Below are 25,670 nucleotides of genomic sequence, written 5' to 3'. Positions count from 1 at the left end.
TATTTTTGTTAAATTCAGATTCAATACGATTGAATTATGAAAATCCATCTGGTCGGAGGCTTTCTGGGAAGCGGTAAAACGACCGCAATTGCAGTCGCTTGTCAGCACCTCAAGCAGCAAGGCCTAAAAGTCGGCGTGATCACCAACGATCAGGGTCAATACCTGGTGGATAGTGAGTTTCTGGAAGCAGAAGGCATTTCGTCGGCACAGGTAACAGGTGGCTGCTTTTGCTGCAACTACGATCAGCTCGATGAGCAGATTCAGCTAATGAAAGCCGCTGCTTCACCTGATATCATTTTCGCTGAGTCGGTGGGTTCCTGCACTGACCTTGTTGCTACCGTACTCAAGCCTCTGTTGAAGTTTCGTCAGGGAGAAATGGAAATGCTGACCCTTTCCTGCTTCGTCGATGCAAGAATGTTGTTGATGCATGTGGAAGGCAAAAGGCTGCCATTTAGCAAGGACACAAGCTATATCTGGGAGAAGCAAATCGAAGAAGCCAGTTTAATTGTTGTTAACAAAATTGACCTAATTAGTGCTGCCGACCTTCCGGCTTTCAAGCTAGCGCTGGCTGGTAAATACCCTGACAGAAAGTTTCTTTTCCAAAACTCGCTTGAGTTGGATTCGGTTCTTCGTTGGCTGACTGCATTGGACGTAAAACAGGATTCCAGTGGGATTGTATCACTTGATATCGACTATGCAAAGTATGCTAATGGGGAAGCAGAACTGGCCTGGTTGGATGAGCAGATCACGATGGAGACAACTGATGGAAGTGCACCCAAAAGAGCCCTGGATTTAGTTCGCCGTTTTGTTGCCAGGCTCAGTCAGTCAGGTGCTTCCATCGGACATGTGAAAGTGATGGTGAGCGCCAACGGCCTCCAAAAGAAACTGAGTTTTACAACGCTGGCCACAAATGATGCAAGCGTTGAAGAGTTGTTAACCTCATTTGGCGCCCAGAATTTGGCCCAACTCACCATGAATGCCAGGGTCCAAACCTCTCCGGAAATGCTTAGAGCAATGCTGGTGAAAGAATTGGCTCACCAGAAGCAGGCAGGGGACGTAGTTGTTTCGGAACAGCACGTGTCTTTTTTTAAACCTGGCTTTCCAACGCCCATTCATAGATTTGAGGTTGACTATAAGGCTACTTGATATAGGGTGTTAAGGTTGCTCATATCGCTCTTTAAACCACGGCAATGTTTTTAATGTAGGGTTTAGCCATCATTGATGCCAAAAAGTCAAGCTAATGTCGTTTATATCAGACAAATCTCAGTTCTATAACCTGCATTTGTACCAAATATTAGGACAGTTGCTGCCCTAATATTTGCTGCATGGAGGCACACAGAATTAAGTGATGGCGTTTATTTTCACGCTTGTAATTTCCCTTTCCAACACCGCCTCCTTTTCCTATCTTCAGCCCAAAATTAAGCTCCATGGATTTATCATACATCATCAACGAACTAGGCGAGGACAGAGAAAACTACTACCGCTCCGTGTCGCCACCCATCATGATGTCGTCCAACTTTTGTTTCGACAACATCAAAGACATGCAGGAAAGCCTGGAGTTTGAACACGAAATTCCATTTTATACCCGTGGGGTAAATCCAACCACTGCCATTCTGCAAAAGAAAATAGCAGCACTGGAAAAGACAGAGGACGCACTCATCTTCGCCAGCGGAAGCGCTGCCATTGGAGCTGCTGTGATGGCTAACTTGAGTCAGGGCGACCATGTGGTGTGTGTCGAAAAGCCTTACAGCTGGACAAACAAATTGCTCAACCAGTTGCTTCCCCGATTTGGGGTGACGGCTACCATGGTAGATGGCACCGACCCGAAGAATTACGAAAGGGCCATCAGGCCTTCCACGAAAATTCTTTATCTCGAAAGCCCCAATTCCTGGACATTCGAACTGCAAGACATAGAGGCAGTGGTGAAAATTGCCAAGAAACATGGGCTGCTGACCATTATCGACAACAGCTATGCTTCGCCAATCAATATGAACCCTGCTGAAATGGGTGTCGACATCGTTACTCACTCTGCGTCCAAATACCTCAATGGCCACAGCGACCTGGTAGCAGGCGTACTTTGTGCCACCAAGGAAATGACGACCAGGATATTCAAGTCAGAGTTTATGACGCTTGGAGGGATCATTTCGCCAATGAATGCATGGCTGATGCTGCGTGGGCTGCGCACTTTGCCGATACGTATGGAGAGGGCAGAAAAATCAACAGCGACCATCATCGACTTTCTTGCCAATCACGAAAAGGTAGGCAAAATCTACTATCCGTTCCACCCTAGCCACCCACAGTATGAGCTGGCTAAAAGGCAAATGAAGCGGGGGACTGGCCAATTTACTATTCAACTAAAAACTGAAAAGCCTGATGAGATCATTCGTTTTTGCGACTCTTTGAAGACTTTCTACCTTGCGTGTTCATGGGGAGGGCATGAATCATTGATCTTTCCGGCCGTTGCCATGGTCGAGTCAATGAATTACAAGAATGCCACAACACCGTTGAACATGATTCGTTTCTATGTCGGCCTGGAAGAAACTGATTATCTTATAGCTGACCTAAAACAAGCGTTTGACAAAATTTAATGTTCTGACATTCCTAATTGCAGGAATCAATCTTCTGATTGGCGGGGCATCGTATGCCCAAAGCATTAAGGGAATTGTCATCGACGAGAAAGGTGAGCCACTGCCTTTTACTACCATTTATGTGGGAGGCACTTCTACAGGTGTTTCTACCAATCAGGACGGAGACTACGAGCTTTCTCTGGATCCTGGCCCCTACGATATCGTTTTTCAGTATGTTGGCTACAAGCGCCAGGTGCAGGAGGTCGTTGTCATTCCTGGTAAGACCTACATGTTGAATGTGCAGCTTCTTCCGGAAGCCTATCAACTGCGGGAGGTGGTGGTTAATTCTAAAGACAAGGATCCTGCTTATGCAGTGATAAGGGAGGCTATCAGAAAACGCAAGTACCATCTTACTGAAGTCAACGCATTTTCGTGCAGGGTCTATATCAAAGGCAATCAGCACCTTGATGACATACCCAACAGCGTGCTGGGCTACACAGTACCTCTGGACACTGGTATCGTCTATCTGTCCGAGTCCGTCTCGGATCTGTCTTACATATATCCCGACAAATATAGTGAGCGCATGATCTCCTCCCGGGTAAGCGGGCAAAGCAAGGCCTTCAGCTTCAATATGGCCTCCGAAATGTATGTCAACTTCTACAACAACCTGCTCGGAATGGAGGGCCTTACCGAAAGAGGTTTTGTTTCGCCCATTGCCAACAACGCTTTTTTCTTTTATGACTATAAACTTCGGGGCGCTTTTCAGGAGGGAGATTATCTCATCAATAAGATCGAGGTAATACCGAAGAGGGCGAATGACCCTGTTTTCAGTGGTTTTATTTATATAGTTGAAGGTAGCTGGAGCATCCATAGTCTGGATCTGGTGCTGCCGCAGAAGAAACAGATCGAATTTGTGGACAGCCTTCGCATCCGTCAGCAGTATGCCCCTCTGGATCAGGGCATCTGGATGATGCTCTCTCAAAGATTTGACTTTAGAATTGGGGCATTCGGTTTTCATGGCAACGGATATTTTGTTGGTGTATACTCCAACTATAAGATAGAGCCAAGGTACAAGCTGGACGCAGTAAATAAATTGACCGGCCCAACAGTCGAACAGGTTGATACGCTTCCGAAAAATGATGTAAAGCTGTTCCCTAAGCCAAAAAAGAGTTTCGGCAAGGAGGTGCTCGTAATCGAAGAAGATGCTAACAAGAGAGAGGACGTGTATTGGGAGAAAATTCGGCCGATACCAATCAACGACTACGAAAGGAGGGACTATAGAATCAAGGACAGCTTGCTGGTGATAAAAGAGTCAAAGCCATTTAAGGACTCTATGGATGACAAAAGGAACAACTTCAATCTTGTTAAGCTTTTTGTTTCAGGCTATCGATACAACAGAAGCTATAAGAGAGATTTTCTTTCATTTGATCCGCTGATCAAAGCTATCCAGTACAACACTGTGGAAGGTGTGGTGGCCAATCTGGATGTGAACTATACCAGATACTATGAGAACAACAAGTTTTACCGAATCACTCCGGCCCTCAGGTATGGATTTGGCTCAGGAACGCTCTACGGACGACTGGGGGCTACCTACTATTACGATCCAAAGAAGTTTTCGAGCGCACAAGTAGATTTCGGACAGTTTGTCTATCAATTTAATCAGGCCGACCCAATAGTTTCTTATGTAAATACCGCCGAGACATTGGTAGGTGGCCGGAATCTGATAAAGCTATTTGAAAAGACTTATGTAAGCACGAGATACCGTACAGAGTTGTGGAATGGCGTTTTGTTTACTGGCCGGTTTAGTTGGGAAAAGAGGGTGCAGTTGTACAACACCTCGTTCCTTTCCATTTTGAAAGAGGAGAACCGTATTTTTACTCCGAATGCTCCTAAAAATTTGGAACTGGCCGATACAAGTTTCCCTACGCATGAGGCAGCCATTGTCGATTTGTCCATCATTTATCACCCGGGCCAGCGATATATTTCACGACCCGACCAAAAAGTATTGCTGGTCAACAAATGGCCATCTTTCACTTTCCATTATGTGAAGGGTTTGAATGGATTACTGGGATCGGAAGTCGACTACGACAGGGTGTCAGCCAAAATCAGCGATGAGATTTCACAGGGCTTGTTTGGCATGGGGAGATTGACACTCGAATCGGGCTTTTTCCCCGGTAAAAAAGTAGCCTACTTCATGGACTACAGGCAATTCAACGGCAACGCAACACTCTATGCCAGGTTTGAACCCGGCAACTTCCAACTACTTGATTACTATCTCTACAGCTCGCTAAAGCCGTACTTTATGGGGCAGTATGAACACCACTTTGATGGCTTCATTGTCAATAAATTACCTCTTCTGCGTAAAACGAAACTACAAGCCGTAGGCTCGGTCAATTACCTTCGTGCCGGCACGGTCGACCACTACACCGAAATCGGCATCGGGCTTGAGCATATTCTTAAAATTCTTAGGGTAGACTTCTACACTTCTTTTATTGGAAGGCAACACCAGGCCATCGGGTTCAAAGGGGGGCTTGGTTTTTGATCAGCGTTCGATAGACAGTACACCATTGAAGGATCGCTGCGAATACTTTACCATATAATAGTAAACGCCACTCGGTAGCTTGTCGCCGTTCCAAACAAAATCCCTTTGCCTCGTCATATATACGTTGGTTCCTTCCCTTGTCAACACCCTGAAAAACTGAAACTGGTCATCGCAGTTGTCAACCGGTAAATCAGGGATGGAGTAGGTGTCGTTAATGCCATCGCCATTCGGGGTGAAGATATTGGCCGGGAGAAATTCGCTGGGACTTTCACGGTCAATCAGGTCTATAAAAATCGACAATGTATCAAATTTTGGGTTTGGGCATCGGGTGTCCCAGGAGAGGAAGGAAACCTTGTAGGAAAGCTCCCTGGCTTCATCAAATAAAAAGCACTCTGGCGCCCAACGGAGAAAGCCTTTGGCCTGGCCCTGCCCTTCCACACGGTTGAATTCAAAAGTTTCTGATGGCGGCAAAGGCACACCATCGAGAAGATCGATGGAAAGAAAGTCATTGTCGGGGTCAGTGGAGGTCACCTCCAGTTCAATGGACTCCAGGCTGTTGATGGTGACCCTATCGTTTTCGACACCAGCGACTGTAATCACTGGCGATTCGTTGGTTGCCTGAAATACATTGATCTTGAGACTAATGACATCGGTTTCGGTTTGCAGGCAAAAATCATTGTCGGCAGCAACAAAGTTTACTTCAAAGTAGTCCTGCACCTCCGTGTCGATCAGGTCGCAGCCCAGGTTCCAACTGAAGGTAGTATTCACCTCGCCTGGTCCGGACACCGGGGTGAAGTTGATCAGGTAGTCCTCGAAGCTGAAGTTCACAGGTACCGCTATCAGGTCGATCACATCCCCATCTGCGTCGGTGGCGGTCACTGGAAAGGATAAATTGGTTCCGACGGGAATCCGTAAGTCGTAAGAGCCAAGTGTGGTTGAGAGCTTGGGCGGGTTGTTGACAGGTAAATTGACAGTAAGCGACACCTGAATTTCATCCCGGGCGTTGTCCATGCAGAAGTCATTGTCCGAGAGCCGAAGTGTGAAATCAAACTGATTTTTCACACCGAAAGGAAAGCTTCCACAGCCAGTGTCCCAGTCAAAAGTTGCTTCAATAGAGCCTGCTTCATCTTTATCAATAGCGAGTTGCATGCCCCACTCTTCAGGGTCAAAATCACTTGCAACAATGTCAAGCACCATCGTCTCATCGTCCAGGTCAATCCCCTCCAATGGCAGGCTGTAGCTAATGCCCTCATCAAGTGTCAGGTTGATAATTTTGCTGGTCAGGTTGACGTAGCGGGGTGCCTGGTTGGGTGGCGGCTCCACAATCACCGCCAGTCTCACGGTGTCCATTTGCGGCAGCGGACAGGCATCGTCGGCAGCAATCAGATCAATCAAGTATGGGCCGTCACTCACATAAGGACACTTTGAAAGGCATACTTGAAGATTGAGAATATCCTCAGAAGTAGCGAGGTAGCCTTCTTTAATGGTGAATATGCCCTCTACCTCACCGTCAAAATTCACTCCTACGGCTCTCATTTTTATATTTTTATCTCCAACAGGGTCGGTCACCTGTATGTCAAAGCATTTGTTGTCGCCCGCCTGGAATACCAGCGTATCTCTAATCACGGAATTAAAACTCAAGGACCCAGGCACACGGACTTTAAGGTTTGGTGGGGGTTCTGGATTGCAGCCATCCACCACCAGCATCTGAAAATCCCTTCTTACCTCACCTATTTTCTCCCCTTTTCTAAACTCCTGACACAAGACGGAGAATACGTACAAGCCAATTTTCTCTGGCTTCACAGTGATGAATCCCTTGTTGGTAATTCTCAGCGATGGGCTGCCAGGTATCACATGCTCAATATCTATGTTCTGTGCCCATATGACCTCAGGGTGAGGCGTCGGTTGGGGGATCGGCAAAGCCTGTAAAGCAGAACTGTTCAACGGAGTCACAAGGGTGTAGGCCAATGAGTCCCCGTCCAGATCAACACCAGCAAAATCGGTGTAATACAATTGGTTAACGCATGCGTAATCGCTCAACGGTGGAAAAAGGGACGGTGAGGAATTGACAAAGGGTCGGCCATTTTTTACCACAGGCGGGAACTCCAGGTAGTAGGTTTGCCCAGCCCCAATGGAGTTGACGATGTTGACAATTCCCGCATTCCGGCAACATCTTTCCCACACAACATAGTAGCCTTCCGGGTCGCTGAAGTTTTCCGGCAACAGCTCTATTTCTCTCGTGTAGAATGCCCGAAGGGTTTTCAGTTCATCCAGCGAACACTCAATATTGGTGTAGGGCACAGTGGCTCGGTCAGTGAGGAAGAGTGTGTCTCTTCTCATGAAAGCGTTGTCCGACTTTCTGTAGATATAAGCCAGCAGTCCTGGCTCGGGCCCTGGATTAGCACTTTGTGCCTGATCAAAGTACTGGATCAGATTGAGGTTGTACCTAAAGCCCTGCACGTGAACCAACTCCAACTCGCCGCCGACGATGTGGTTGGCTAAAGACGTCCCGCCACCCAGCCACCAAAGAAGTGTAAAAAGAACTGTTGCGAATTTTACTGTGCGGTAACGTTTAATCATTAGTTGCTAAACAATCTACTCTTCGAATCCCCTGTACCTAAAATTAGATGAAAGACCACAAATAATGACCAATAGTTGAAGAAAGCTTTTTGCTCGCTCTGTGATGAGCAGTCACTATCGATCCTGAGCGTTCTCTTCCATTGCCTTCTTTTTGCTAAACAACCGCTTTCTGTTTTTGATACCAATAACGATTACTGCTAGCAAGGGGAAGACGAGAAAGTACTCATTTCTCCAGTTTCCGGACGAATACAGGTATGTGCCTGCACTGATGATGATTGTCCATTTGAGAACGACGTAGCCCACCATGAGAAGTACGGTGTTACGGGAAAGATTCTTCATTGCCTTCATTTTGTTTGCGTTATTTAAAGTATTTACGAGCGGGATATTATTTTGTTTAGTTTTAGCTAATATTTTATTTAGATGTAACTAAAATAAAATGAATGAATGCTATTGTTACATCATCGGCATTTGCTGTTGGTCGAATATTTATACTTTTGGAGCCATAAAATGGAATTGCTATGAAGAAGCTAGTAGGTGCTATTTTTCACTCAATGCTCCTGGTGATAGGGTTTACTGCAAAGGCTCAGGACTCTGGGACGCTCACCCTCGAAAGGATATTTAGTTCTAATGAATTCAGAGGTGAGTGGTTTGGGCAGCTCGCTTGGTTTGAGGAGGGAAACGCTTATACCACGCTGGAGCAGTCAGAAACGGTTTCTGGAGGATATGAGATAGTCAAAAATAACACAGCAACTGGCGAAAGGTTGGTGCTGGTAAAAGCATCTGATTTGGTGCCTGCGGGAAGTCAGCAAGCACTCGAAGTGGAAGACTATACCTGGTCTGACGATAAAAGCAAACTGCTTATTTACACCAATTCTGCCAGGGTGTGGAGGCTCAACACCAAAGGCGATTACTGGGTGCTTGACCTTGCCAGTAAAAAATTGACGAGGCTCGGTGGGAAAGACGCAAAGCCTTCGACTCTCATGTTTGCCAAGTTCTCTCCCGATGGAAGCAAAGTGGGTTATGTGAGAGAGCATAATGTGTATGTGGAGTCGCTGGCGGATGGCAAAATTACTGCACTTACTACCGATGGCACTGACCGCATTATCAATGGCACCTTCGACTGGGTATATGAGGAAGAGTTTGGCTGCCGTGATGGCTTTCAGTGGAGCCCCGACGGAAGCCAAATCGCCTACTGGCGAATTGACGCCAGGTCTATTCGCAATTTCTTAATGATCAATAATACGGATTCAATCTACTCATACACAATCCCCGTAGAGTACCCAAAGGCAGGAGAGAAGCCTTCGGAAGCAAAGATTGGAGTAGTGAGTGCAGCGGGAGGGCCGACCCAATGGGTGAACATTGCGGGTGACCCCACCAATAACTATGTGCCTCGCATGATTTGGAACGCAGACTCAAAATCATTGCTGGTGCAGCAGCTAAACCGTCAGCAAAACCACAACCAGGTGCTTAAGTGCTTCATGGCCGATGGCAGGGTAGAAAAAGTGTATGAGGAAAAAGACCCAGCCTGGCTCGATGCCGTCGACGACTTTCAATTAATGAACAACGGGAAGTCGTTTACCTGGGTAAGTGAAAAGAGCGGATGGCGTTCCGCTTATCTGATAACAGGGTCTGAGGAGAGGCTTATTTCTCCGGCAGGGTTTGACATGATCAATATAGAGCAAATTGACGAAAAAGGTGGCTGGCTCTATTTCATGGCTTCGCCCGACAATGCGACTCAAAATTATCTTTACAGAATAAGGCTCAATGGAAAGGGTAAGGCCGAAAGGTTGTCACCGGCAGACCAACCAGGCACTCATAGTTATGAGGTTGCTCTCAATGGCAAGTATGCTCAGCATTCATATTCAAGGGAAGGTGTGCCCCCCATTATGGACTTGGTGTCGTTGCCTGATCATAAGGTCATCAAAACATTTGTGAATAATAAAATACTCACAGCCAAGGTAGAGGCGTTGAGCAAAAACAAAACTGAGTTCTTCCAGGTAACTGGGGACAATGGCGTCACAATGGATGCCTACATGATCAAGCCGGTCGGTTTTGATCCGTCTAAAAAGTACCCGGTGCTTTTTCATGTGTACGGCGAGCCTGCTGGCCAAACCGTGCGTGACGCATGGGGCGGCAGTGGCTATTTGTGGCATTTGATGTTGGCCCAGCAGGGCTACATTATCATGAGTGTCGATAACAGAGGTACACCAGGCCCGAAGGGTAGGGAATGGCGCAAGTGTGTGTATGGCCAGATCGGCGTGCTTTCTTCTGAAGACCAGGCGGCAGCGCTTCGCAAAATCAAGGAGACATATTCGTTTGTAGATGGAGACAGAATAGGCATTTGGGGTTGGAGCGGTGGCGGCTCCATGACGTTGAACATGATGTTCCGCTACCCAGACCTTTACCACACAGGCATGTCGGTGGCTCCGGTGGCAGATCAGCACTTATACGACAATATTTATCAGGAGCGTTACTCGGGCGTGCCACAGTTGATGCCGGAGAGCTACGAGAAAGGTTCGCCGGTTAATTTTGCCAAAAACCTGAAAGGCAACCTGCTGGTGATGCATGGCACCGGCGATGACAACGTGCATTATCAAAACACCGAGGTGCTGGTGAATGAGCTGATTAAGTACAACAAGATTTTTTCTATGATGAGCTACCCTAACCGATCCCACGGGATTTATGAAGGGCGAAATACCAGCAGACACGTAAGGGAAATTTTGACAAACTACCTGAAGAACAATCTGCCTGCAGGCCCACGGTAAAGAAGGCAATTTTTACTACATCCTTAGTTTTCCTTTTCGGCAAAGCATAATTTTGCCGCCCTATGGGCAGAGGCAAGAACATAATACTGGAAAACATCACCATTGAGGCAGTGGCTTCGGAAGGAAAATGTATTGCCAGGCATGAAGGGCAGGTGATCTTCGTGGAGCAAGTAGTTCCCGGCGATGTTGTTGATTTACTCGTTTTCCGTAAGAAAAAGGGCTTCATGGAAGCCCGGACGATAAAGTTCCATACGCTTTCTCCAAAAAGAGTGGAGCCATTCTGTTCTCACTTTGGCACCTGCGGTGGCTGTAAATGGCAGAGCCTGCCTTATGAGGAGCAGCTCAAGTTCAAATGGCAGCAGGTAAAGGACAACCTGGAAAGAATAGCCAAAGTGCCTTTGCCCGAAATCAACCCTATTCTTGGTTCTCCCGACACGCAGTATTACCGCAACAAGCTGGAGTTTACCTTCTCAAATCACCGCTGGTTGACCGACGAAGAAATTCAATCAGGTGCCGATTTAGAGAAAAACGCCCTGGGCTTTCACGTGCCCAAGCGCTTCGACCGGATCGTTGATGTTGAGACCTGCTACCTGCAGGGAGATCCCAGTAACGCCATCAGGACATTTGTGAGGGAGGAAACCATGAAGGCAGGCTATCCTTTCTATGATATACTAACCCACGAAGGCTGGCTGCGCAACCTGATCATTCGCACCGCCAGTACCGGACAATTAATGGTCATTCTGCAAGTAGCCTACGAGAATGAAGACCTGGCCAACCTGCTCGGCAAGATCAAGGAGGCATTTCCGCAGATCACCTCCCTCATGTACGTGATCAATAGCAAGGGTAATGATACTTTCCAGGACCTGGAAGTGGAGCTTTTTCATGGGCAAGATTACATCATGGAAGAAATGGATGGCTTGCATTTTAAGGTGGGGCCAAAATCATTTTACCAGACCAATAGCAAGCAGGCCGAACGGCTTTATAAAGTGGCTATTGATATGGCCAACATTAAGGAGCACGAGTTGGTGTATGATCTCTACACAGGCACAGGCACGCTGGCGCAGTTTGCCGCACGGAGCGCCGCAAAAGTAGTCGGGCTGGAGTACGTGGAGCCCGCCATTGAGGATGCCTGGATCAATGCGAAATTGAATAACCTGGAAAACGTGCATTTTCAGGCTGGTGACATCAAAGACTTGCTCACAGAAGCATTTATGGAAAGGCACGGCCGCCCTCAGGTGATTATTACCGACCCACCAAGGGCTGGCATGCACACTGACGTAACAGACGCTTTGTATCACTCAGGGGCAGAAAGGATTGTGTACGTAAGCTGTAATCCTGCCACTCAGGCACGAGACATCCAGTTATTGGCAGAAAGGTATAAAGTTGTTGAAGTGCAGCCGGTAGACATGTTCCCGCATACGCATCATGTGGAGAATGTGGTGCTGCTGGTGAAAATATAATTCCCTTTTTGGGAACTATTCCTTTTGTTTTATCTTTGATTCATGCGGATAATATCAGTCGCTGCATTGCGTGAATTTTGGAGCAGAGAAGGACGGCAAGATGCCGAGCAGCCGCTACGGGCATGGGTACAGGCGATAAAAGGAACCGAATGGTCAAATGTTAATCACTTAAAGAACAAATTTGGATCCGCCAGCATCATAGGCGATGGAAGGGTGGTTTTTAATATTGGAGGGAATAAGTATCGGCTGATAGTAAAGTTCAAATTTGACTTTCAGATAGGTTATATCCGATTTGTGGGAACGCACGAAGAGTATGATAAAGTAGATGCGAAATCAATTTAACATGGAAATTAACGCCATTAAAACAGATGCAGATTATAAGAACTCACTTAAAAGAGTAGACGAGCTGTGGGAGGCGTTGCCTAATACCGAAGAAGGTGATGAGCTTGAAGTGTTAGTGACTTTAATTGAGGCTTATGAAGAGAAGCATCACCCAATTTATCCGCCGGATCCCGTGGAGGCCATTAAGTTTTACATGGACCAAATGGGCCTTAGAAAAGTAGATATTGCGAAGTACCTGGGCGGAAAAAACAGGGTTACTGAAGTGCTACAAAGAAAAAGGAAGCTATCTCTAAAAATGATCAAGGCGTTGCACAACGATCTTGGTATTCCTGCTGAATCATTACTTTCTTAACTATGCAAAACGATCCAGAACTAAGTGGCAAATACCTCGGCACTATCACCAAAGATTTTGTGGTCGTGGCCGACAGTATTAAAGAAGCCTCCTACCAGATACGCAAACAAGGGTTTTCAGAATTCCCCATTTTCCCCATTGCCAAGGTGGAAATCCCGATCGGTCAACTGCTGATCCCCAGAGAAGATTTAAACTTGTCATGGAATTACTATGCCACCTATATTGATGAGTTTGTGAACAGGAAGCTGATCGAGGATGTTGATCAATTCAAAGGCGCTTTTAAAGACCCTGATGAATTCTGCTGCTTATTTGTGGTGGACGAAAAGCTGACCAGCTTCGTTTTTGTACCTTATCCGGAAGATTAATTCCCAGGCTCTTCTAAAAGCAACCTCATCAGTACCTCGGCGGCCATAGTGCCTTTCAACTTCAGAAACTCACGACTGGTGTTGTCGCCAAACTCGAAGACCAGCCCGTCTGTGTTGAAGGTTCGGTAGAAAAAGTTTCGTGATACCACACCATTGTCCACTTTCGACGGCCGGTGATTGACATAGTAGCCCGGGATGCCTGCCTCAATGCCAGCCAACCAGTTGGTGGTGAGACCCGGCGTGTTCGTAGGCAGGCTGGGGTCGATGGTGTAGTAGATATCGTCCCAGGTGCTGTGGAAGTCCATAAAAAAGACCATGGTGCCCTTCCTTTTCTTCATGTAGGCTTTGAAATAGTCGGCTACCTGCTTCACCTCCGGCTGGTTTTGTGCTTCCCAATCACGATTGAGATCCACACCGCCCGCATTGTGGCGCCAATGTCCTTCGTCTACGCCATCAGGGTTCATCAGCGGCACGTTCAGCACATCATACCGCTTTCTAAAAGCGTTTGACAACGAGTCATCCTTTAGTATTCTTTCGATAAAAGCCTTCATCGCAAAGAAGCCCGTGACCTCTGGTGGATGCTGCCGACTTATCACGGCCACCACTTTTTTGTCTTTTCCCTTCGACACCTGCATCATTTTCAGGTCACGGCCGAGCGTGGTTTTCCCAATTACCTTTGGCTTTAGCTTGTATACTTCTCCAACAGAATCCATCCAGGCATATACCTCTTTTGAAGTCCACATTTCCTGCCCAGCCACTCACACGGTGTCACCAGCAGTCAGGTCAAGCACCATGCTGGCTTCTTTCGGCAGCAGTCGATAATTATAAAAGGCGATGGTGGTATCCGACTTGGCAATAAAACGAGCAGAGTCCAGATTGGCCCACTTTTTACCGTCCATGCTTACCACAGGAAAGTAACGGTGTCTGCCTTGTGGGTAGTTGAATGACAGTGTGACTTGCCTATCGGTGCCGCTCCATACTTTGAAGGCGTACCAGGGGCTCGGATTGACCGGGTAGTTTTCTGCCTCAATGGTCAGTTGGAAAGTTGAACCGTTAGTGGGCACTGCGTTATTCAGCCTTGCCCCTCTGAAGTCATTGCTGAAGCCAATCCCTTCCTCTTCAAATAGCCAGACTTTTCTTTCCTGAAGCTGGATAGCTTTGGAGGAAGTTTCGACGATTTGTGTTGGCCCCTGACCTTGGAAACGGAACTGTTTTTCTTGGGGGTAGGCAATCAGTGGAAGAGCCAGAAGGACGAAAAGGAAACGTATTTGCATGAGCCTTGCTTTGAATACGCTAGGCTACGAAATCGAGGGGAGAAATAAAATCGAAATTATTTACTGGTGCACCAGGCGAACACCAGATTTTGGAATAACCTGCTGCGAAACTACCCAATCCAGGGCCTTGTTCACAGTGTTAAAGTATCGCACCCTTTCTGGCAAATGCCTTTCCATGCTGCCCTTAATGGCCTGAATGGTGTATTGTGCAAAGGGATCTTCCGGCAGAATGGTGGCTGAGTAGTGGATGCCAGCCCTGATCATTTTAACTGTAAACTCTCCTGCTATGTAGTTCCTTGATCTGTCGTCAAGCACTTCCATATCCCTGGTGTCGTACAGCACTTTTGTGGCATGCTCCATTTGAACTGCTGAAAGTGTTCTTTGACCTACCTCCAGAATCTCTTCGAAAGTCGCAAAGCCTTTCCAGTCATGAATGATTAAATTGAGTTGTGCATGCCACGCCACCTTGATGTAGGGTTTGTCAAGGTAGGTTTTAGATTCTTTAATGAGAGAAGCAATTGAAAGCATTCAAACGATAGTTAAGTAGGTGGTTACTAGTAAATTTGAATTAAATTTTAGTCGCAAGCAAACATTGAATCCCGGAAACGACGAAATGCTATTTTGAGCGGATGAAATAGTCAATAAAAATAAAAACTAAGTTATTAGTTGTTAAACTAAACTATTCGTTTTACATTTGAATATACGTATAGAACATTATGAAAGAACTGACCAAAGCCGAAGAACAAATCATGCAAATCCTGTGGAAGCTCGACAAGGGGTTTGTGAACGAAGTACTTGAAGAAATGCCCGAACCTAAACCTGCCTACAACACGGTGTCTACCATTATCAGAATACTGGTAAAGAAGGGTTTTGTTGGTTACAAAGCATTTGGAAAAACACATCAGTATTTCCCCAAAGTGGGTAAGGATGAATACAAGAGCTTCTTCCTTCAAAACTTTATGGGCAATTATTTCAATGGATCGTTTCAGAAGCTTGTCTCCTTCTTTGCCAGTGAAAACAAGCTGGACATAAAAGACATGGAGGAGCTGATGAAGTATGTAGAAAAAGACATTAAAGATAAAGACGATGACTAACCTACTCCTATTTCTTTTCCAATCCGTGGCCTGTAGCCTGGCTTTTTATGCCATTTACTACCTGGTGCTGCGCAATGAATCGTGCTATGCTTTCAACAGGTATTACCTGTTGTCATCAGTACTTTTCTCCGTCATTTTCCCATTGGTCAAGGTGGATTTGCCGTGGGCATTGAGCAGGGAAGTAACGGCTGTGATCACGCTACCGGAAATGGTAGTTGATCCTTATGCCAGTCAATACACCGGCATTTCCTGGCTGGAGGGTGTATATGCGCTGGGAATCATTCTTTTCGCCGCAAAACTCCTCATGAAGGTGTTGTCTATCGTTAAGATTGTAAGGAGCGGAGAAAAGGAGTTTCGCCAGGACTATGTTTTGGTGCGAACCAGGGGCAAGCTACCCACCTTTAGTTTTATGCATTACCTGTTTTGGGACGATACCCAGGAACTTGGAGAAAGGGAAGAACAACAAATACTAAAACATGAGCTGGCACATATCCGCAGGAAGCATTCGAGGGATATTCTTTTCATCGAAATAGCTCACGCTATCATGTGGTTCAACCCAATAGTTTATGCTATTAAGAATGCGCTGGTAATGACCCATGAGTTTGAAGCCGACGACAAGGCTACCGAGGGCAGAGACATAGAAGCTTATCAAAAGCTTTTGGCGAAGCAGGTACTCAACCAGTACGGGTTGGCGCTTGGCAGCCATTTCAATCAATCGCAAACACTAAAACGATTACGTATGCTTACAAACAAAAACAACAATGTGTACTGGGGCAAATTTGTGCTGCCGGTACTGGCCATGGCCATGGTTTTCGGAGTCATAAGCTGTGAACTGCCAGGGGCAGGTGAGGAGGAGCTAACGATTCAGGCTGCTGCAGTGTCTAACGGGCCGGAAGAAATTTTCACCAAAGTGGAAGAAATGCCAACACCTCCAGGTGGAATGTCAGCTTTCTACGCCTATGTGGCAAGGACTTTGAAATACCCAAGGCAAGCCCGGCAAATGGGGGTCGAAGGTAAAGTATTTATACAGTTTGTGGTAGACACAGACGGCTCTGTCACTGAGGTACAAGCAATAAAAGGAATAGGAGCCGGTTGTGATATGGAAGCTGCTAGTGTTATTGCTCAGTCGCCCAAGTGGATTGCTGGCAAGCAAAGGGGAAAAGCCGTAAAGACCAAAATGATATTACCGATTACTTTCAAACTCGGCGACCCACAGGGGGAGGATAAGGTGATTAATAATGTGAAGTTCACGATAGAAGAAATAGAGACTCCCGTTGATGAAGTTTTTCCTGCAAAAGAGTAAAAATTTGAGTTGAATCCTCGTTAGAGAACCTGCTTTTTGAAGCAGGTTTTCGGTGTTTGTAAGCATCAAAAGTCCTCTGCCAATGACGGCAGAGGATTTTTTGTTACTGCATACTCCACGACTAATTGTGTGCTGGTTCGGGCAAGTCGAAATACTCACCTTTTGTTTTGTCAAGGGTTGTTGAGATAAGTTTGAAGTTTTCAGCCGATGCTTCAAGGCCGATAAACTTGGCCACGATTGCTCGCTGCCTGTAAACAATGAATGTGTTTGCTACGTCCGGGTTGATGCTGTTAAGGTTTACTTCACTAGCCTTACCGCTCAGCGAGGGAACGAATGTGAGGGCAATATTTTTCAAATTAAGTGCTCTTCCAATACTCTCCAATTCCTTTTGCCTGGCTTCTTTGCTGTAGGCTGCTTCGTTTCCATACACGAAATAGACCTTCAAATACTTGCCTCGGTCCACGCTTTCTTTCTCAAGAAAGGTCAGCCACTTTCTTATATCATCCCAATCTGGCTTGTTGCCCACGAAGTACAGAATGCCATGATAACGGCCATACTTGCAAACGGGGCACGTCCTGGTTCCCTTGTCGGGCCCCCAGGCGTGAAAAGGGATAAAGGAGGGGCTGTCTTCGCCTACCTGAAGCCCTGATTGGCGTTCATTATTCATGTCGTCGGGGTAATTGGGGACATTGAGGCCTAAAATAATATTGTGCTCGGCTATCTGCACGTCGCCTGAAACCAGCACTCGAAGCACACCACTCCCGCCCCTGTTTTCCAATTCCTTTCTTTTGGCTCCTGTTAGCAGTGGGTCATCGTCAAAAACAAATGCATCTATATAATATTCGTCGTCGATACTAGGCTCTTTGATCGACGTATGAATGTGGGCTGGCTCGTCTCTCTCCGGGTAGGGGGCAGGTCGCACAGTGTAGATCGAATACCGGCCCGACTCGTCTGTCTTCACCCAGCCCCGGATATGTCCATGTCTCCTGGCTTTTGCGGGCATGCCCTCAACAGGAGCGTAAAAACCTGCATTGTCTGTTTGCCAATAGTAGATGACAACCCCGCTGGCAGGAGTGATGCCATCAACTTTAAAGACTTTGCCGGTGACGAGCAACTTTTGCCCTTCTTCGAGCCAGCCAGCACTGGTGTCGGATGCGTCGATGGATGCTGGCATACCAACGAACATAAGCTCGCACCCGTCGCAGCCACCGCCTACAATGACTTTCTTTGCAGTTTGTTTCTGCCCGCTAACGTTGGGCTGGCCCTGGCAACTGAATAACCCCATTGTGAGTGCCGTCGCTATGAGTACCTGACAAAAAGTTTTATTTTTCATAGCCACAATTTCATGTGCCTTTTCCGGTAAACAAACCTGAATACCCCAACCTGATGACTTTTTGATGCAACCCGTGGACTATTTGAACTGGGTCTTGAACGAAGTCGAATAATTTCGACTCATTCGCACAACTTCACCATTTTTCAGCGTGATGTCGTAGTCACCGTTCAGGCGTGATTGATAAGACTCAACTTCTTTTATATTGACAATGGTAGATTTATGAATTCGCACAAATTGCTGCCGGTTGAGCTGCTCACCAAGCGCTTTCAGGGTTTCAGAATGAAGAAACTTTCGTGTGGCTGTATGTAGGGCTATATAGGGGCTTGCGCTGCTGACATAAAATATATCATTCACACTTACCGCTGTTGTTTTTGCTCCACTGCCCACCATCACGGCGGTTAAGTAGTGTTGTTCCGATGATGTTTTTAGCTTCTCTGCATCCAGGCGACTGAACACCAGCGCTGAAATGCCATAGATGAGAAGGCACAGGTAGGTATCCTCAGAAAATGAATATCTGAGCAGGTTGATAAACGAATAAGAATGATTCAGGAAAATGGAGTATGCTGTTGATATGATGAATGCAAAAGACACAAGATGCACCAGGGTGGCCAGGACGGTTAGCACGGTGAGGAAGGCAAATTTCATCTTTCCGGAAAATGTATTTGAAAATTTTCCGATTGCATAGCCCTGCAGAATGGAGACGGGAAAGAAAACAAACCAAAAGCCTTTATGAATAATGGACTCAGAGAAGTAAAAGTTGTAATCATTTATATAAGCATGAAGATAATCCTGTATGAGCCTGAGGAGCACCGCAAATACCATCAGCAGGCCTGCGACCTTTACTATTTTCCAGCGCTGCGAAGCCCAAAAATCACCCTCTGATGATGCCATATCAAAAATCACCGTTTTCAACATTCGGAGTAAGGTAAAAATAAAATGTCAGACGGTCGCCTAAATTGGAGAACTCAAGTGCCTCAGAGTGACCTTTCCTGTTCAAAAAAATGCTTTCGCTCTGCTGGCACTTTTATTTAGTAAGAAAGCGATCTATCTTATGTTTCAACACCTTTGGCAATGAACACCTACAAACTACTTCCAACCGTCCTTTCGGTCATTTTCTTTTCCTGCGTTGATACCAGAAAGGCCGAAGAACCTTATCGTCCGCTCAAATTTGAAACACGTTTTGATGGACAGCTTTATCTGCCCGAAGGCTGGGAATCCACCTTGTGGGCAGAGTCCCCTCAATTGTATAACCCAACCAATATGGATGTGGACGTCAGAGGCAGGATATGGGTGACTGAGGCTGTCAATTACCGCAATTTCAACAACGACCCGGGAACACACCTGAATTTCGAGGAAGGAGACAGGGTAGTCATCCTGGAAGACACCGACGACGACGGGAAGGCTGATAAAACAAAGGTTTTTGTGCAGGACAAAGACCTGGTGGCGCCGCTGGGAATAGCTGTTATTGGCAACAAAGTGATTGTTTCCTGCGCACCAAACATCATTGTGTATACCGACGAGGATGGCGACGACCAACCCGATAAAAAAGAGATCTTTCTGACGGGCTTTGGCGGATTGGATCACGACCACAGCTTACATTCCGTTGTGGCAGGCCCGGATGGCAATTGGTATTTCAACACCGGAAATGCAGGGCCTCACCATGTGATAGATAAATCCGGTTGGGAGCTTCGGTCGGGCAGTATCTACACCGGAGGCACACCCTACAACAAAGAAAATAAGCCTGCCCAGGTAAGTGATGATGGCAAGGTGTGGGTCGGAGGTTTGGCGCTACGGATTGGCCCCGATGGTAAAGGACTGGAGGTGCTGGCTCACAACTTCAGAAACTCCTATGAGTTGGCGGTGGACTCCTATGGCAACATGTGGCAGAACGATAACGACGATGAAGTGGTGGCCTGTAGGGTAAGCTGGGTCATGGAGGGCAGCAATGCCGGCTACTTCAGCGCCGACGGCAGCCGCACCTGGAAGGCCGACCGCAGACCAGACCAGGAGATTTTCACTGCCCACTGGCATCAGGAAGATCCGGGAGTGCTGCCAGTGGGTGACCGCACTGGGGCAGGCGCACCCACTGGCGTGGTGACGTATGAAGGCGATGCATTTGGCGATCCGTTCCGGGGCATGTTCTTAAGTGCTGATGCAGGTAGGAATGAGGTTTTTGCTTACCAGCCCGAGCCAGCAGGGGCGGGCTATGCTTTCGACAGAAAAGATTTGATCTCCTCAATTGGTACGTCAACCGAAGACTACGTTTGGAATGATGTCGGGCCTGATGAGGCCAAGCTATTCCGCCCCAGCGATGTGACGATTGGTACGGATGGTGCCATTTATGTGGCCGATTGGTATGACCGCATTGTGGGAGGTCATCAAATGACCGACGAAAAAGGCTACGGCAGGATTTACCGGATAGCCCCCAAGGGAAAGAAACTTACCAAGCCAGTGTATGATGTAACCACTACCGCTGGTCAAATGGAAGCATTGAAAAGCCCAGCTATTAATGTGAGAAATCAGGGTTTCGTCAAACTAGCCGAGCAGGGTGAGTCAGTTTTGCCGGAAGTGAAGAAGCTCCTGGATGACAGTAACCCTTTTATTCAGGCGAGGGCGGTTTGGTTGATGGCCCAACTCGGGGAAGCGGGCGTGGACGAGGTGGAAGACATTTTGGCTTCTCATCCAGCCCCCTCGCTTCGAGTGGCAGCCTACAGGGCTTTAAAAAAAGACGAGAGTAATATCATGTCCTATGCAAAGATCGCTCTCGATGACCCTTATGTTGCAGTTTTGAGGGAAGTGGCCATTTCCATGAGAGACATGCCCTGGGGTATATCTCAAGAGATTTTGGTGTCGCTGGCAAGTCGATACGATGGAACAGATGCCTATTATTTAGAGGCGTTGGGCATTGGGGCGCTTGGCAAAGAAGCAGACCTTTATACGGCTCTGCTTGAAAAGCAAAACCCAGTGGCAGCCAGCTGGCCCTCTGATTTTGCCAATATTGTCTGGAGATTGCACCCCGATATGGCTGCAAATGCCTTTGCTGAAAGAGCGCTAGCAACCGGTTTGGCAGATGAGCAGAGATCGAAAGCCCTAGTGGCATTGAGCTTTATCAACACAGCCGAAGCTGTCAACCTGATGGCTGATCTGGCCATGGCGCCAATTAAACAAGTGGCTGAGCAGGCAGATTGGCTGGTCAATTTTAGAAAATCCAATAGCTGGTTTTCAATCGTGAATTGGAGCGAGTTGGAGAAAGATATGCTGCCTGCACAAAGCCAGGTTATGCTTGAGCAGAAGGCGATAATTCTTGCTGAAGAAAAAACTCTGGACGAAAAAATGGAGGCTGTCAGGCTGCTTGGCGCAGATGCTGACGGAGGAAAAATCCTCATTGCCCTTGCATCTGCGGCCCAGCTCACAGCGCCTTTGATGGTGGAGGCTGGCAAAGCAATCTTCAACAACCCCGACCAGTCCGTGAGAACGATGGCAGCAGAGTATTTCAAAGAGTTAGCTCCTCCTGGAGTTTCATATGAGGGGATAATCGAATTAAAAGGAGTTGCTTCAAAAGGGAGAGAACTCTTTGTGCAAAAATGTACAGCCTGCCACAAAGTAGGAAGTACTGGCATGGAGGTTGGTCCCGACTTGAGCAAGATAGGGTCTAAATTCGATCAAAGCGGCTTGCTCAATGCTATTTTGGAACCCAGCGCAGCCCTTGCTTTCGGCTATACGATGGTGGAAGTGAAAACCAAAGATGACAACTCGTACTTCGGGTTTTTGGTGTCAGAGGGGGAAACGACTGTACTGAGAGACGTGTCAGGCAGGCAAACAGTGATTGACTCGAAAGATGTCGTCTCAAAAAAGCCCATGGCGACGAGTATTATGCCGGGTGGTTTGGCTTTGGGATTGAACGAACAAGATTTGGCTAACTTGACAAGCTATTTATTAACATTGAAGTGAAATTTAGGCAGCCTTTGGGATTTGAGTGTTTGGTATTCTATCTCTCATCCTTTCTCTATTTTCACAATCTCTTCGATTTTTTTCTCCAGGTCAGGTACCAAATTTTCAACTACAGCCCAAACCGCCCTTAAATCTACTCCAATATAATCATGAATTAATTTATCCCGCATTCCGGCAATTTTCTTCCATTCAATATCAGGGTATTTCGCCCTTATGCCCAAATCAATTTGCCTGGTGGCCTAACCAATTACTTCAAAATTTCTGATCACGGCATCTTGAACCAAAGGGTTCTCTAAAAACAATCCTTCATTTAGATCCGTCGTATACGATTTAACCTTTGCAAGGGCATCTAAGATATGCTCAAGATAAACAAGTGTATTCTTGGCCATCACAGGATTCTTATCAAATCTTGTTGAATATATGGCTTTAGTTTCTCATTGAGAGATTTATAAGTAATGAGGTCGACTTTTACTCCGAGAACTTCAGACAATTCTTGCTCTAACCCAATTAACTGAAGCAAATCGACCGTTTTATCAAAGTCGATGAGGATATCTATATCGCTTTTAGGAATTTGTTCATTTCGTGCGTAAGAGCCGAAAATACCAAGCAGGGTAGGATTATACTTACCCGTTATTTCTTTAATAATTCGTTTTTGGTCGGCAGTTATCACTCCCCAATTTAAATAATTTTCTATCTCTATCAACGGATTACTTGGTATGCCGAATTTGTTTTGATGCTGACATTAATACTCAAACCAACTTTGCCACCCTTTTTTTTACAGGATGCATGATTCTGATCTATTGTTTTTTCTATCATCCTTCACAACCGCCCTTCTTTGTTTGATTTCTTCTCTGCCATCAATAACTTCGACACGCTAGAGCTACAACTTTCTAAAACATCCTTTACCATGAATACGCTATCCAAATTTACTTTATCGCTATTGAGCTTTATGCTTTTCGTAGTAACTGATGCTACCTACGCCCAGGAAGTCAATCCGCTTGAAGGAAGATGGAACCTAAAGATCACCAGGGATGGGTCGGAGCTTCCTTCCTGGTTGGAGATCCAGCATTCGGGCTATCACACGCTGGTGGGCAGGTTTTGTTATGCTTCCGGGAGTGCTCGACCGATTGCTGAGGTGAAGGCAAAGGATGGGAAGTTCAGCTTTGCAATTCCCGTGCAATGGGAGCCGGGAGAAGGAGACTTGGCCTTTGAGGGGCAACTGACAGGTGACCAATTGACCGGCACCATGCGGTTTACCGATGGGAAGAAGTATAGCTGGGTCGGGACAAGAGCGCCAAAACTGGCTTACGTGGACAATCCAGAGTGGGGTGAGCCCATTACGTTGTTCAACGGCCGTGACCTGAGCGGATGGCATGCCATGGGTGAAAATCAGTGGAAGGTGGTGTCTGGTGTGCTGACAAGTGAAAAGTCAGGTGCCAACCTGGTGTCAAACCAAAAATTCAACGATTTTAAACTGCATCTCGAGTTTCGTTACCCAAAAGGAAGCAACAGCGGCGTTTATCTACGTGGCCGCTACGAGGTACAAATAGTTGACAGCAAAGGAATGGAGCCGTCGAGTGGCTTATTGGGAGGCATCTACGGGCTTATCACTCCCAATGAAATGGTGGCAAAGGACGCAGGCGTGTGGCAGTCGTACGATATCACGTTAATAGGCAGGAGGGTGACAGTAGTGCTCAATGGCAAAACAATTATCAGCGATCAAACAATTGCCGGCATGACCGGTGGCGCTCTTGATAACAACGAGGCCGAGCCAGGCCCGCTAATGTTTCAGGGAGATCATGGAGCCATTGAATTCAGAAACATCATCATTACTCCTCGGGTGGAAGAAAAAAAATCAGAGTAAAATTTAAAAACTTAACGGGTAAAAAGGGCCGTTTCTCAGGGTCAAGCAGAAAATTTGGGGGATAAAACTCAAAAGGAACGTTATTCGATTCAGCAATAGGTGGCAATAAAAAAGCAAAACTGGTTCAATGCGTCTCGCTTGGACCTTTTGCTTTTTTATGCAAGCACAAAATACCCATGCAAAAAATCAATACCCTCAGAAATGCAGATTGATCAGTTAGTCAGATCAGGGAACCGCCTTTTTATTATTGCTTCAGAATAAATCCTTCAGGTTAAAATTCAACTCCTTGAGTACAGATGAAGTAACTGTACCTTCCCCTGCCAGGTAAAGCGTAGGCTTTACCCATTCTGTGGAATAATAAATTTCCAGCGTTTGGTTGGCTGGATCCAGAATCCAATATTCTGGTATGCCGAATTTTTGATAGGCATTCTTCTTCTCGTATCTGTCTGTGTAACCGTTAGACGGAGATATAATTTCCACAACAAGTTCAGGGGGGCCTTCTATCCCTCTCTTAGTCAAAAAGTGCCTTTTTTCCTTTGAAAGGAAGATTAAATCTGGCTGAAAGACATTTCTTTTATCTATGTAGAGGTCAACAGGGGCATATAGCACCAATGCTCCCACTTTTTTTGCCTCCAATTTTAAAATATCATTCAGGATGCTGGATATAATTTGATGTTGTGGGTTGGGTGCCGGGCTCATGATCAGTTCTCCATTGATTAATTGGCATGGAGTATTGGTCTCCTCTAAAAGGAGATAGTCATCAACAGTCCAATCTTTCGTTTTATCAATCTTTACTGTTTCCATAATCAAGAGCAACTAAGATACAAAACGATGCAAACATCTAAAAGTGTTTCCAGCCTTGTGCTTTTAGCTCAACTGCGTTGCTATTTTTGGTAATCAAATGCCTGCCCTCTTTGGCGTCTGTCATATAGCCAATGAAGTGGATGTCCATGTGGTTTTTCAGCTTTTCGAAATCCTCCTGACTAATGGTGAACAAAAGCTCATAGTCCTCCCCGCCATTCAAAGCGCAGGTAATTGGGTCGAGCTGGAATTCGACTGCTGTGTTATAGGTCAGCGTGTCGATAGGTAGTTTGTCCTCGTAAATTTTTGCGCCCAGCCCCGATTGCTTGCAGAGGTGAAAAAGCTCCGATGCCAGCCCGTCTGAAATGTCGATCATTGAAGTAGGTACGATGTTCAGCTCTCTCAATTCATGGATAATGTCCATGCGTGCTTCCGGCTTGAGCTGCCGCTTGACAATGTAATCGTAAGGCCCGAGGTTAGGCTGCATGTCGGGATTGGCCTTGAAAACCTGCTTCTCACGCTCCAGCACCTGCAAGCCAATATAAGCACCTGCCAGGTCGCCTGTGGCGCACACGATATCACCCTTTTTGGCACCGCTTCTGAGACTTACCTTTTCCGGGTCAGCTTCTCCAATAGCCGTAACGGAAATCACCAATCCCGATGCTGATGATGTGGTGTCGCCACCTACCAGGTCTACTTTGTAATTCTCGCACGCCATTCTGACGCCTTCGTAAAGTGCGTCTATGGCCTCAAGCGAAAACCGGTTGCTCAGCCCTATGTTGACGGTGATCTGCGTGGGGATACCATTCATAGCCGCAATGTCCGACACATTTACCGCCACTGCCTTATAGCCAAGGTGCTGCAAAGGCATGTAAGAAAGGTCAAAGTGGATGCCTTCCATCAGCATGTCAGTAGACACAAGCATCACTTTGTCGCCCGTTTTGATGATGGCGGCATCGTCGCCAATCCCCTTCAAGGTTGACGCATTATTATTTTTGAACCGATCGCTGATCCTGTCGATAAGGCCAAACTCGCCTAGCTCCCCTAGTTCTGTTCTTTTGGGTTGTTCACTCATGA

General features: G+C 46.6%; 22 protein-coding genes and 1 pseudogene. 12 read left to right on the top strand and 11 right to left on the bottom strand.

Annotated features, from left to right (window positions below):
• Window positions 1-36: 36 nt before the first annotated feature.
• The 3 genes from RIG68_RS18415 to RIG68_RS18405 all read left to right on the top strand — a co-directional run bounded on the left by RIG68_RS18415 (window position 37) and on the right by RIG68_RS18405 (window position 5,109).
• On the top strand, window positions 37-1,146 hold the full coding sequence (locus tag RIG68_RS18415) for a GTP-binding protein (protein ID WP_350125526.1): 1,110 nt from the start codon (window positions 37-39) through the stop codon (window positions 1,144-1,146).
• Window positions 1,147-1,427: 281 nt separating this feature from the next.
• Window positions 1,428-2,588: a trans-sulfuration enzyme family protein gene (locus RIG68_RS18410; RefSeq protein WP_350074422.1), complete on the top strand. Its 1,161-nt coding sequence runs from the start codon at window positions 1,428-1,430 to the stop codon at window positions 2,586-2,588.
• Window positions 2,575-5,109, top strand: a complete 2,535-nt coding sequence (locus RIG68_RS18405) for a DUF5686 and carboxypeptidase regulatory-like domain-containing protein (RefSeq protein WP_350125524.1) — start codon at window positions 2,575-2,577, stop codon at window positions 5,107-5,109. The genes RIG68_RS18410 and RIG68_RS18405 overlap by 14 nt, the downstream gene beginning before the upstream one ends.
• On the opposite strand, the gene RIG68_RS18400 is transcribed toward RIG68_RS18405, so the two are convergent.
• Both RIG68_RS18400 and RIG68_RS18395 read right to left on the bottom strand, forming a co-directional pair.
• Window positions 5,110-7,689 carry a T9SS type B sorting domain-containing protein gene (locus RIG68_RS18400; RefSeq protein WP_350125521.1) on the bottom strand — a complete coding sequence of 860 codons (2,580 nt, stop codon included), beginning with the start codon at window positions 7,687-7,689 and terminating at the stop codon, window positions 5,110-5,112.
• A 114-nt stretch (window positions 7,690-7,803) separates the two neighbouring features.
• Window positions 7,804-8,028 (bottom strand): hypothetical protein, encoded by a 225-nt coding sequence (locus RIG68_RS18395; protein WP_151997280.1) that lies wholly within the window; start codon window positions 8,026-8,028, stop codon window positions 7,804-7,806.
• A gap of 179 nt (window positions 8,029-8,207) precedes the next feature.
• Here RIG68_RS18395 and RIG68_RS18390 point away from each other — a divergent pair, with 179 nt between their 5' ends.
• The 5 genes from RIG68_RS18390 (at window position 8,208) to RIG68_RS18370 (ending at window position 12,973) form a co-directional block, all read left to right on the top strand.
• Window positions 8,208-10,454 (top strand): S9 family peptidase, encoded by a 2,247-nt coding sequence (locus tag RIG68_RS18390; RefSeq protein ID WP_350125518.1) that lies wholly within the window; start codon window positions 8,208-8,210, stop codon window positions 10,452-10,454.
• A 62-nt stretch (window positions 10,455-10,516) separates the two neighbouring features.
• Window positions 10,517-11,914, top strand: a complete 1,398-nt coding sequence (gene rlmD / locus RIG68_RS18385; RefSeq protein ID WP_350125515.1) for a 23S rRNA (uracil(1939)-C(5))-methyltransferase RlmD — start codon at window positions 10,517-10,519, stop codon at window positions 11,912-11,914.
• Between the two features lie 42 nt (window positions 11,915-11,956).
• Entirely contained in the window at window positions 11,957-12,256 is a 300-nt protein-coding gene (locus tag RIG68_RS18380; RefSeq protein WP_350125512.1) for a type II toxin-antitoxin system HigB family toxin, read from the top strand.
• Between the two features lies 1 nt (window position 12,257).
• Window positions 12,258-12,608 (top strand): helix-turn-helix domain-containing protein, encoded by a 351-nt coding sequence (locus RIG68_RS18375; RefSeq protein ID WP_350125509.1) that lies wholly within the window; start codon window positions 12,258-12,260, stop codon window positions 12,606-12,608.
• A gap of 2 nt (window positions 12,609-12,610) precedes the next feature.
• Entirely contained in the window at window positions 12,611-12,973 is a 363-nt protein-coding gene (locus RIG68_RS18370) for a hypothetical protein (protein ID WP_151997276.1), read from the top strand.
• On the opposite strand, the gene RIG68_RS18365 is transcribed toward RIG68_RS18370, so the two are convergent.
• From RIG68_RS18365 to RIG68_RS18355, 3 genes are read right to left on the bottom strand one after another with little or no spacing between them, the layout of a single operon-like run.
• Window positions 12,970-13,716 (bottom strand): M14 family metallopeptidase, encoded by a 747-nt coding sequence (locus tag RIG68_RS18365; protein WP_350125507.1) that lies wholly within the window; start codon window positions 13,714-13,716, stop codon window positions 12,970-12,972. The two genes, RIG68_RS18370 and RIG68_RS18365, sit on opposite strands and share 4 nt — an antisense overlap.
• Window positions 13,717-13,731: 15 nt before the next feature.
• On the bottom strand, window positions 13,732-14,247 hold the full coding sequence (locus tag RIG68_RS18360; RefSeq protein ID WP_350125504.1) for a hypothetical protein: 516 nt from the start codon (window positions 14,245-14,247) through the stop codon (window positions 13,732-13,734).
• A gap of 60 nt (window positions 14,248-14,307) precedes the next feature.
• Complete coding sequence (locus RIG68_RS18355; protein ID WP_350119846.1) at window positions 14,308-14,775, bottom strand: hypothetical protein; 468 nt, start codon at window positions 14,773-14,775, stop codon at window positions 14,308-14,310.
• Between the two features lie 188 nt (window positions 14,776-14,963).
• On the opposite strand from RIG68_RS18355, the gene RIG68_RS18350 reads away from it, so the two are divergent.
• Together RIG68_RS18350 and RIG68_RS18345 are read left to right on the top strand one after the other, a co-directional pair.
• Window positions 14,964-15,341, top strand: a complete 378-nt coding sequence (locus tag RIG68_RS18350; RefSeq protein WP_350074436.1) for a BlaI/MecI/CopY family transcriptional regulator — start codon at window positions 14,964-14,966, stop codon at window positions 15,339-15,341.
• A complete protein-coding gene (locus RIG68_RS18345; RefSeq protein ID WP_350125500.1) occupies window positions 15,334-16,644 on the top strand; it encodes a TonB family protein in 1,311 nt (436 codons plus the stop codon). The genes RIG68_RS18350 and RIG68_RS18345 overlap by 8 nt, the downstream gene beginning before the upstream one ends.
• Window positions 16,645-16,765: 121 nt before the next feature.
• On the opposite strand, the gene RIG68_RS18340 is transcribed toward RIG68_RS18345, so the two are convergent.
• Window positions 16,766-17,977, bottom strand: coding sequence for a dioxygenase family protein (locus tag RIG68_RS18340; protein WP_350125497.1), 1,212 nt, complete (start codon window positions 17,975-17,977; stop codon window positions 16,766-16,768).
• Between the two features lie 78 nt (window positions 17,978-18,055).
• On the bottom strand, window positions 18,056-18,868 hold the full coding sequence (locus RIG68_RS18335) for a LytR/AlgR family response regulator transcription factor (protein WP_350125494.1): 813 nt from the start codon (window positions 18,866-18,868) through the stop codon (window positions 18,056-18,058).
• 180 nt (window positions 18,869-19,048) lie between these two features.
• Between RIG68_RS18335 and RIG68_RS18330 the strand changes: the two genes are divergently transcribed.
• A complete protein-coding gene (locus RIG68_RS18330; protein ID WP_350125491.1) occupies window positions 19,049-21,928 on the top strand; it encodes a PVC-type heme-binding CxxCH protein in 2,880 nt (959 codons plus the stop codon).
• A 44-nt stretch (window positions 21,929-21,972) separates the two neighbouring features.
• Here the strand turns inward: RIG68_RS18330 and RIG68_RS18325 are convergent.
• A pseudogene (locus tag RIG68_RS18325) lies at window positions 21,973-22,317 on the bottom strand (HepT-like ribonuclease domain-containing protein).
• Window positions 22,317-22,631, bottom strand: a complete 315-nt coding sequence (locus tag RIG68_RS18320) for a nucleotidyltransferase family protein (RefSeq protein WP_201568525.1) — start codon at window positions 22,629-22,631, stop codon at window positions 22,317-22,319. The pseudogene RIG68_RS18325 and the gene RIG68_RS18320 overlap by 1 nt, the downstream one beginning before the upstream one ends.
• Window positions 22,632-22,835: 204 nt before the next feature.
• Between RIG68_RS18320 and RIG68_RS18315 the strand changes: the two genes are divergently transcribed.
• Window positions 22,836-23,792: a 3-keto-disaccharide hydrolase gene (locus RIG68_RS18315; RefSeq protein ID WP_350125488.1), complete on the top strand. Its 957-nt coding sequence runs from the start codon at window positions 22,836-22,838 to the stop codon at window positions 23,790-23,792.
• Window positions 23,793-24,044: 252 nt separating this feature from the next.
• On the opposite strand, the gene RIG68_RS18310 is transcribed toward RIG68_RS18315, so the two are convergent.
• Both RIG68_RS18310 and thiL read right to left on the bottom strand, forming a co-directional pair.
• Window positions 24,045-24,596, bottom strand: a complete 552-nt coding sequence (locus tag RIG68_RS18310) for a Uma2 family endonuclease (RefSeq protein WP_350125794.1) — start codon at window positions 24,594-24,596, stop codon at window positions 24,045-24,047.
• 37 nt (window positions 24,597-24,633) lie between these two features.
• On the bottom strand, window positions 24,634-25,668 hold the full coding sequence (gene thiL, locus RIG68_RS18305; RefSeq protein WP_350125486.1) for a thiamine-phosphate kinase: 1,035 nt from the start codon (window positions 25,666-25,668) through the stop codon (window positions 24,634-24,636).
• Window positions 25,669-25,670: the final 2 nt, after the last annotated feature.

The sequence above is a fragment of the Imperialibacter sp. genome, assembly GCF_040222385.1.
Lineage (GTDB): Bacteria > Bacteroidota > Bacteroidia > Cytophagales > Cyclobacteriaceae > Imperialibacter.
This window is presented reverse-complemented; position numbering and strand designations above follow the sequence as displayed.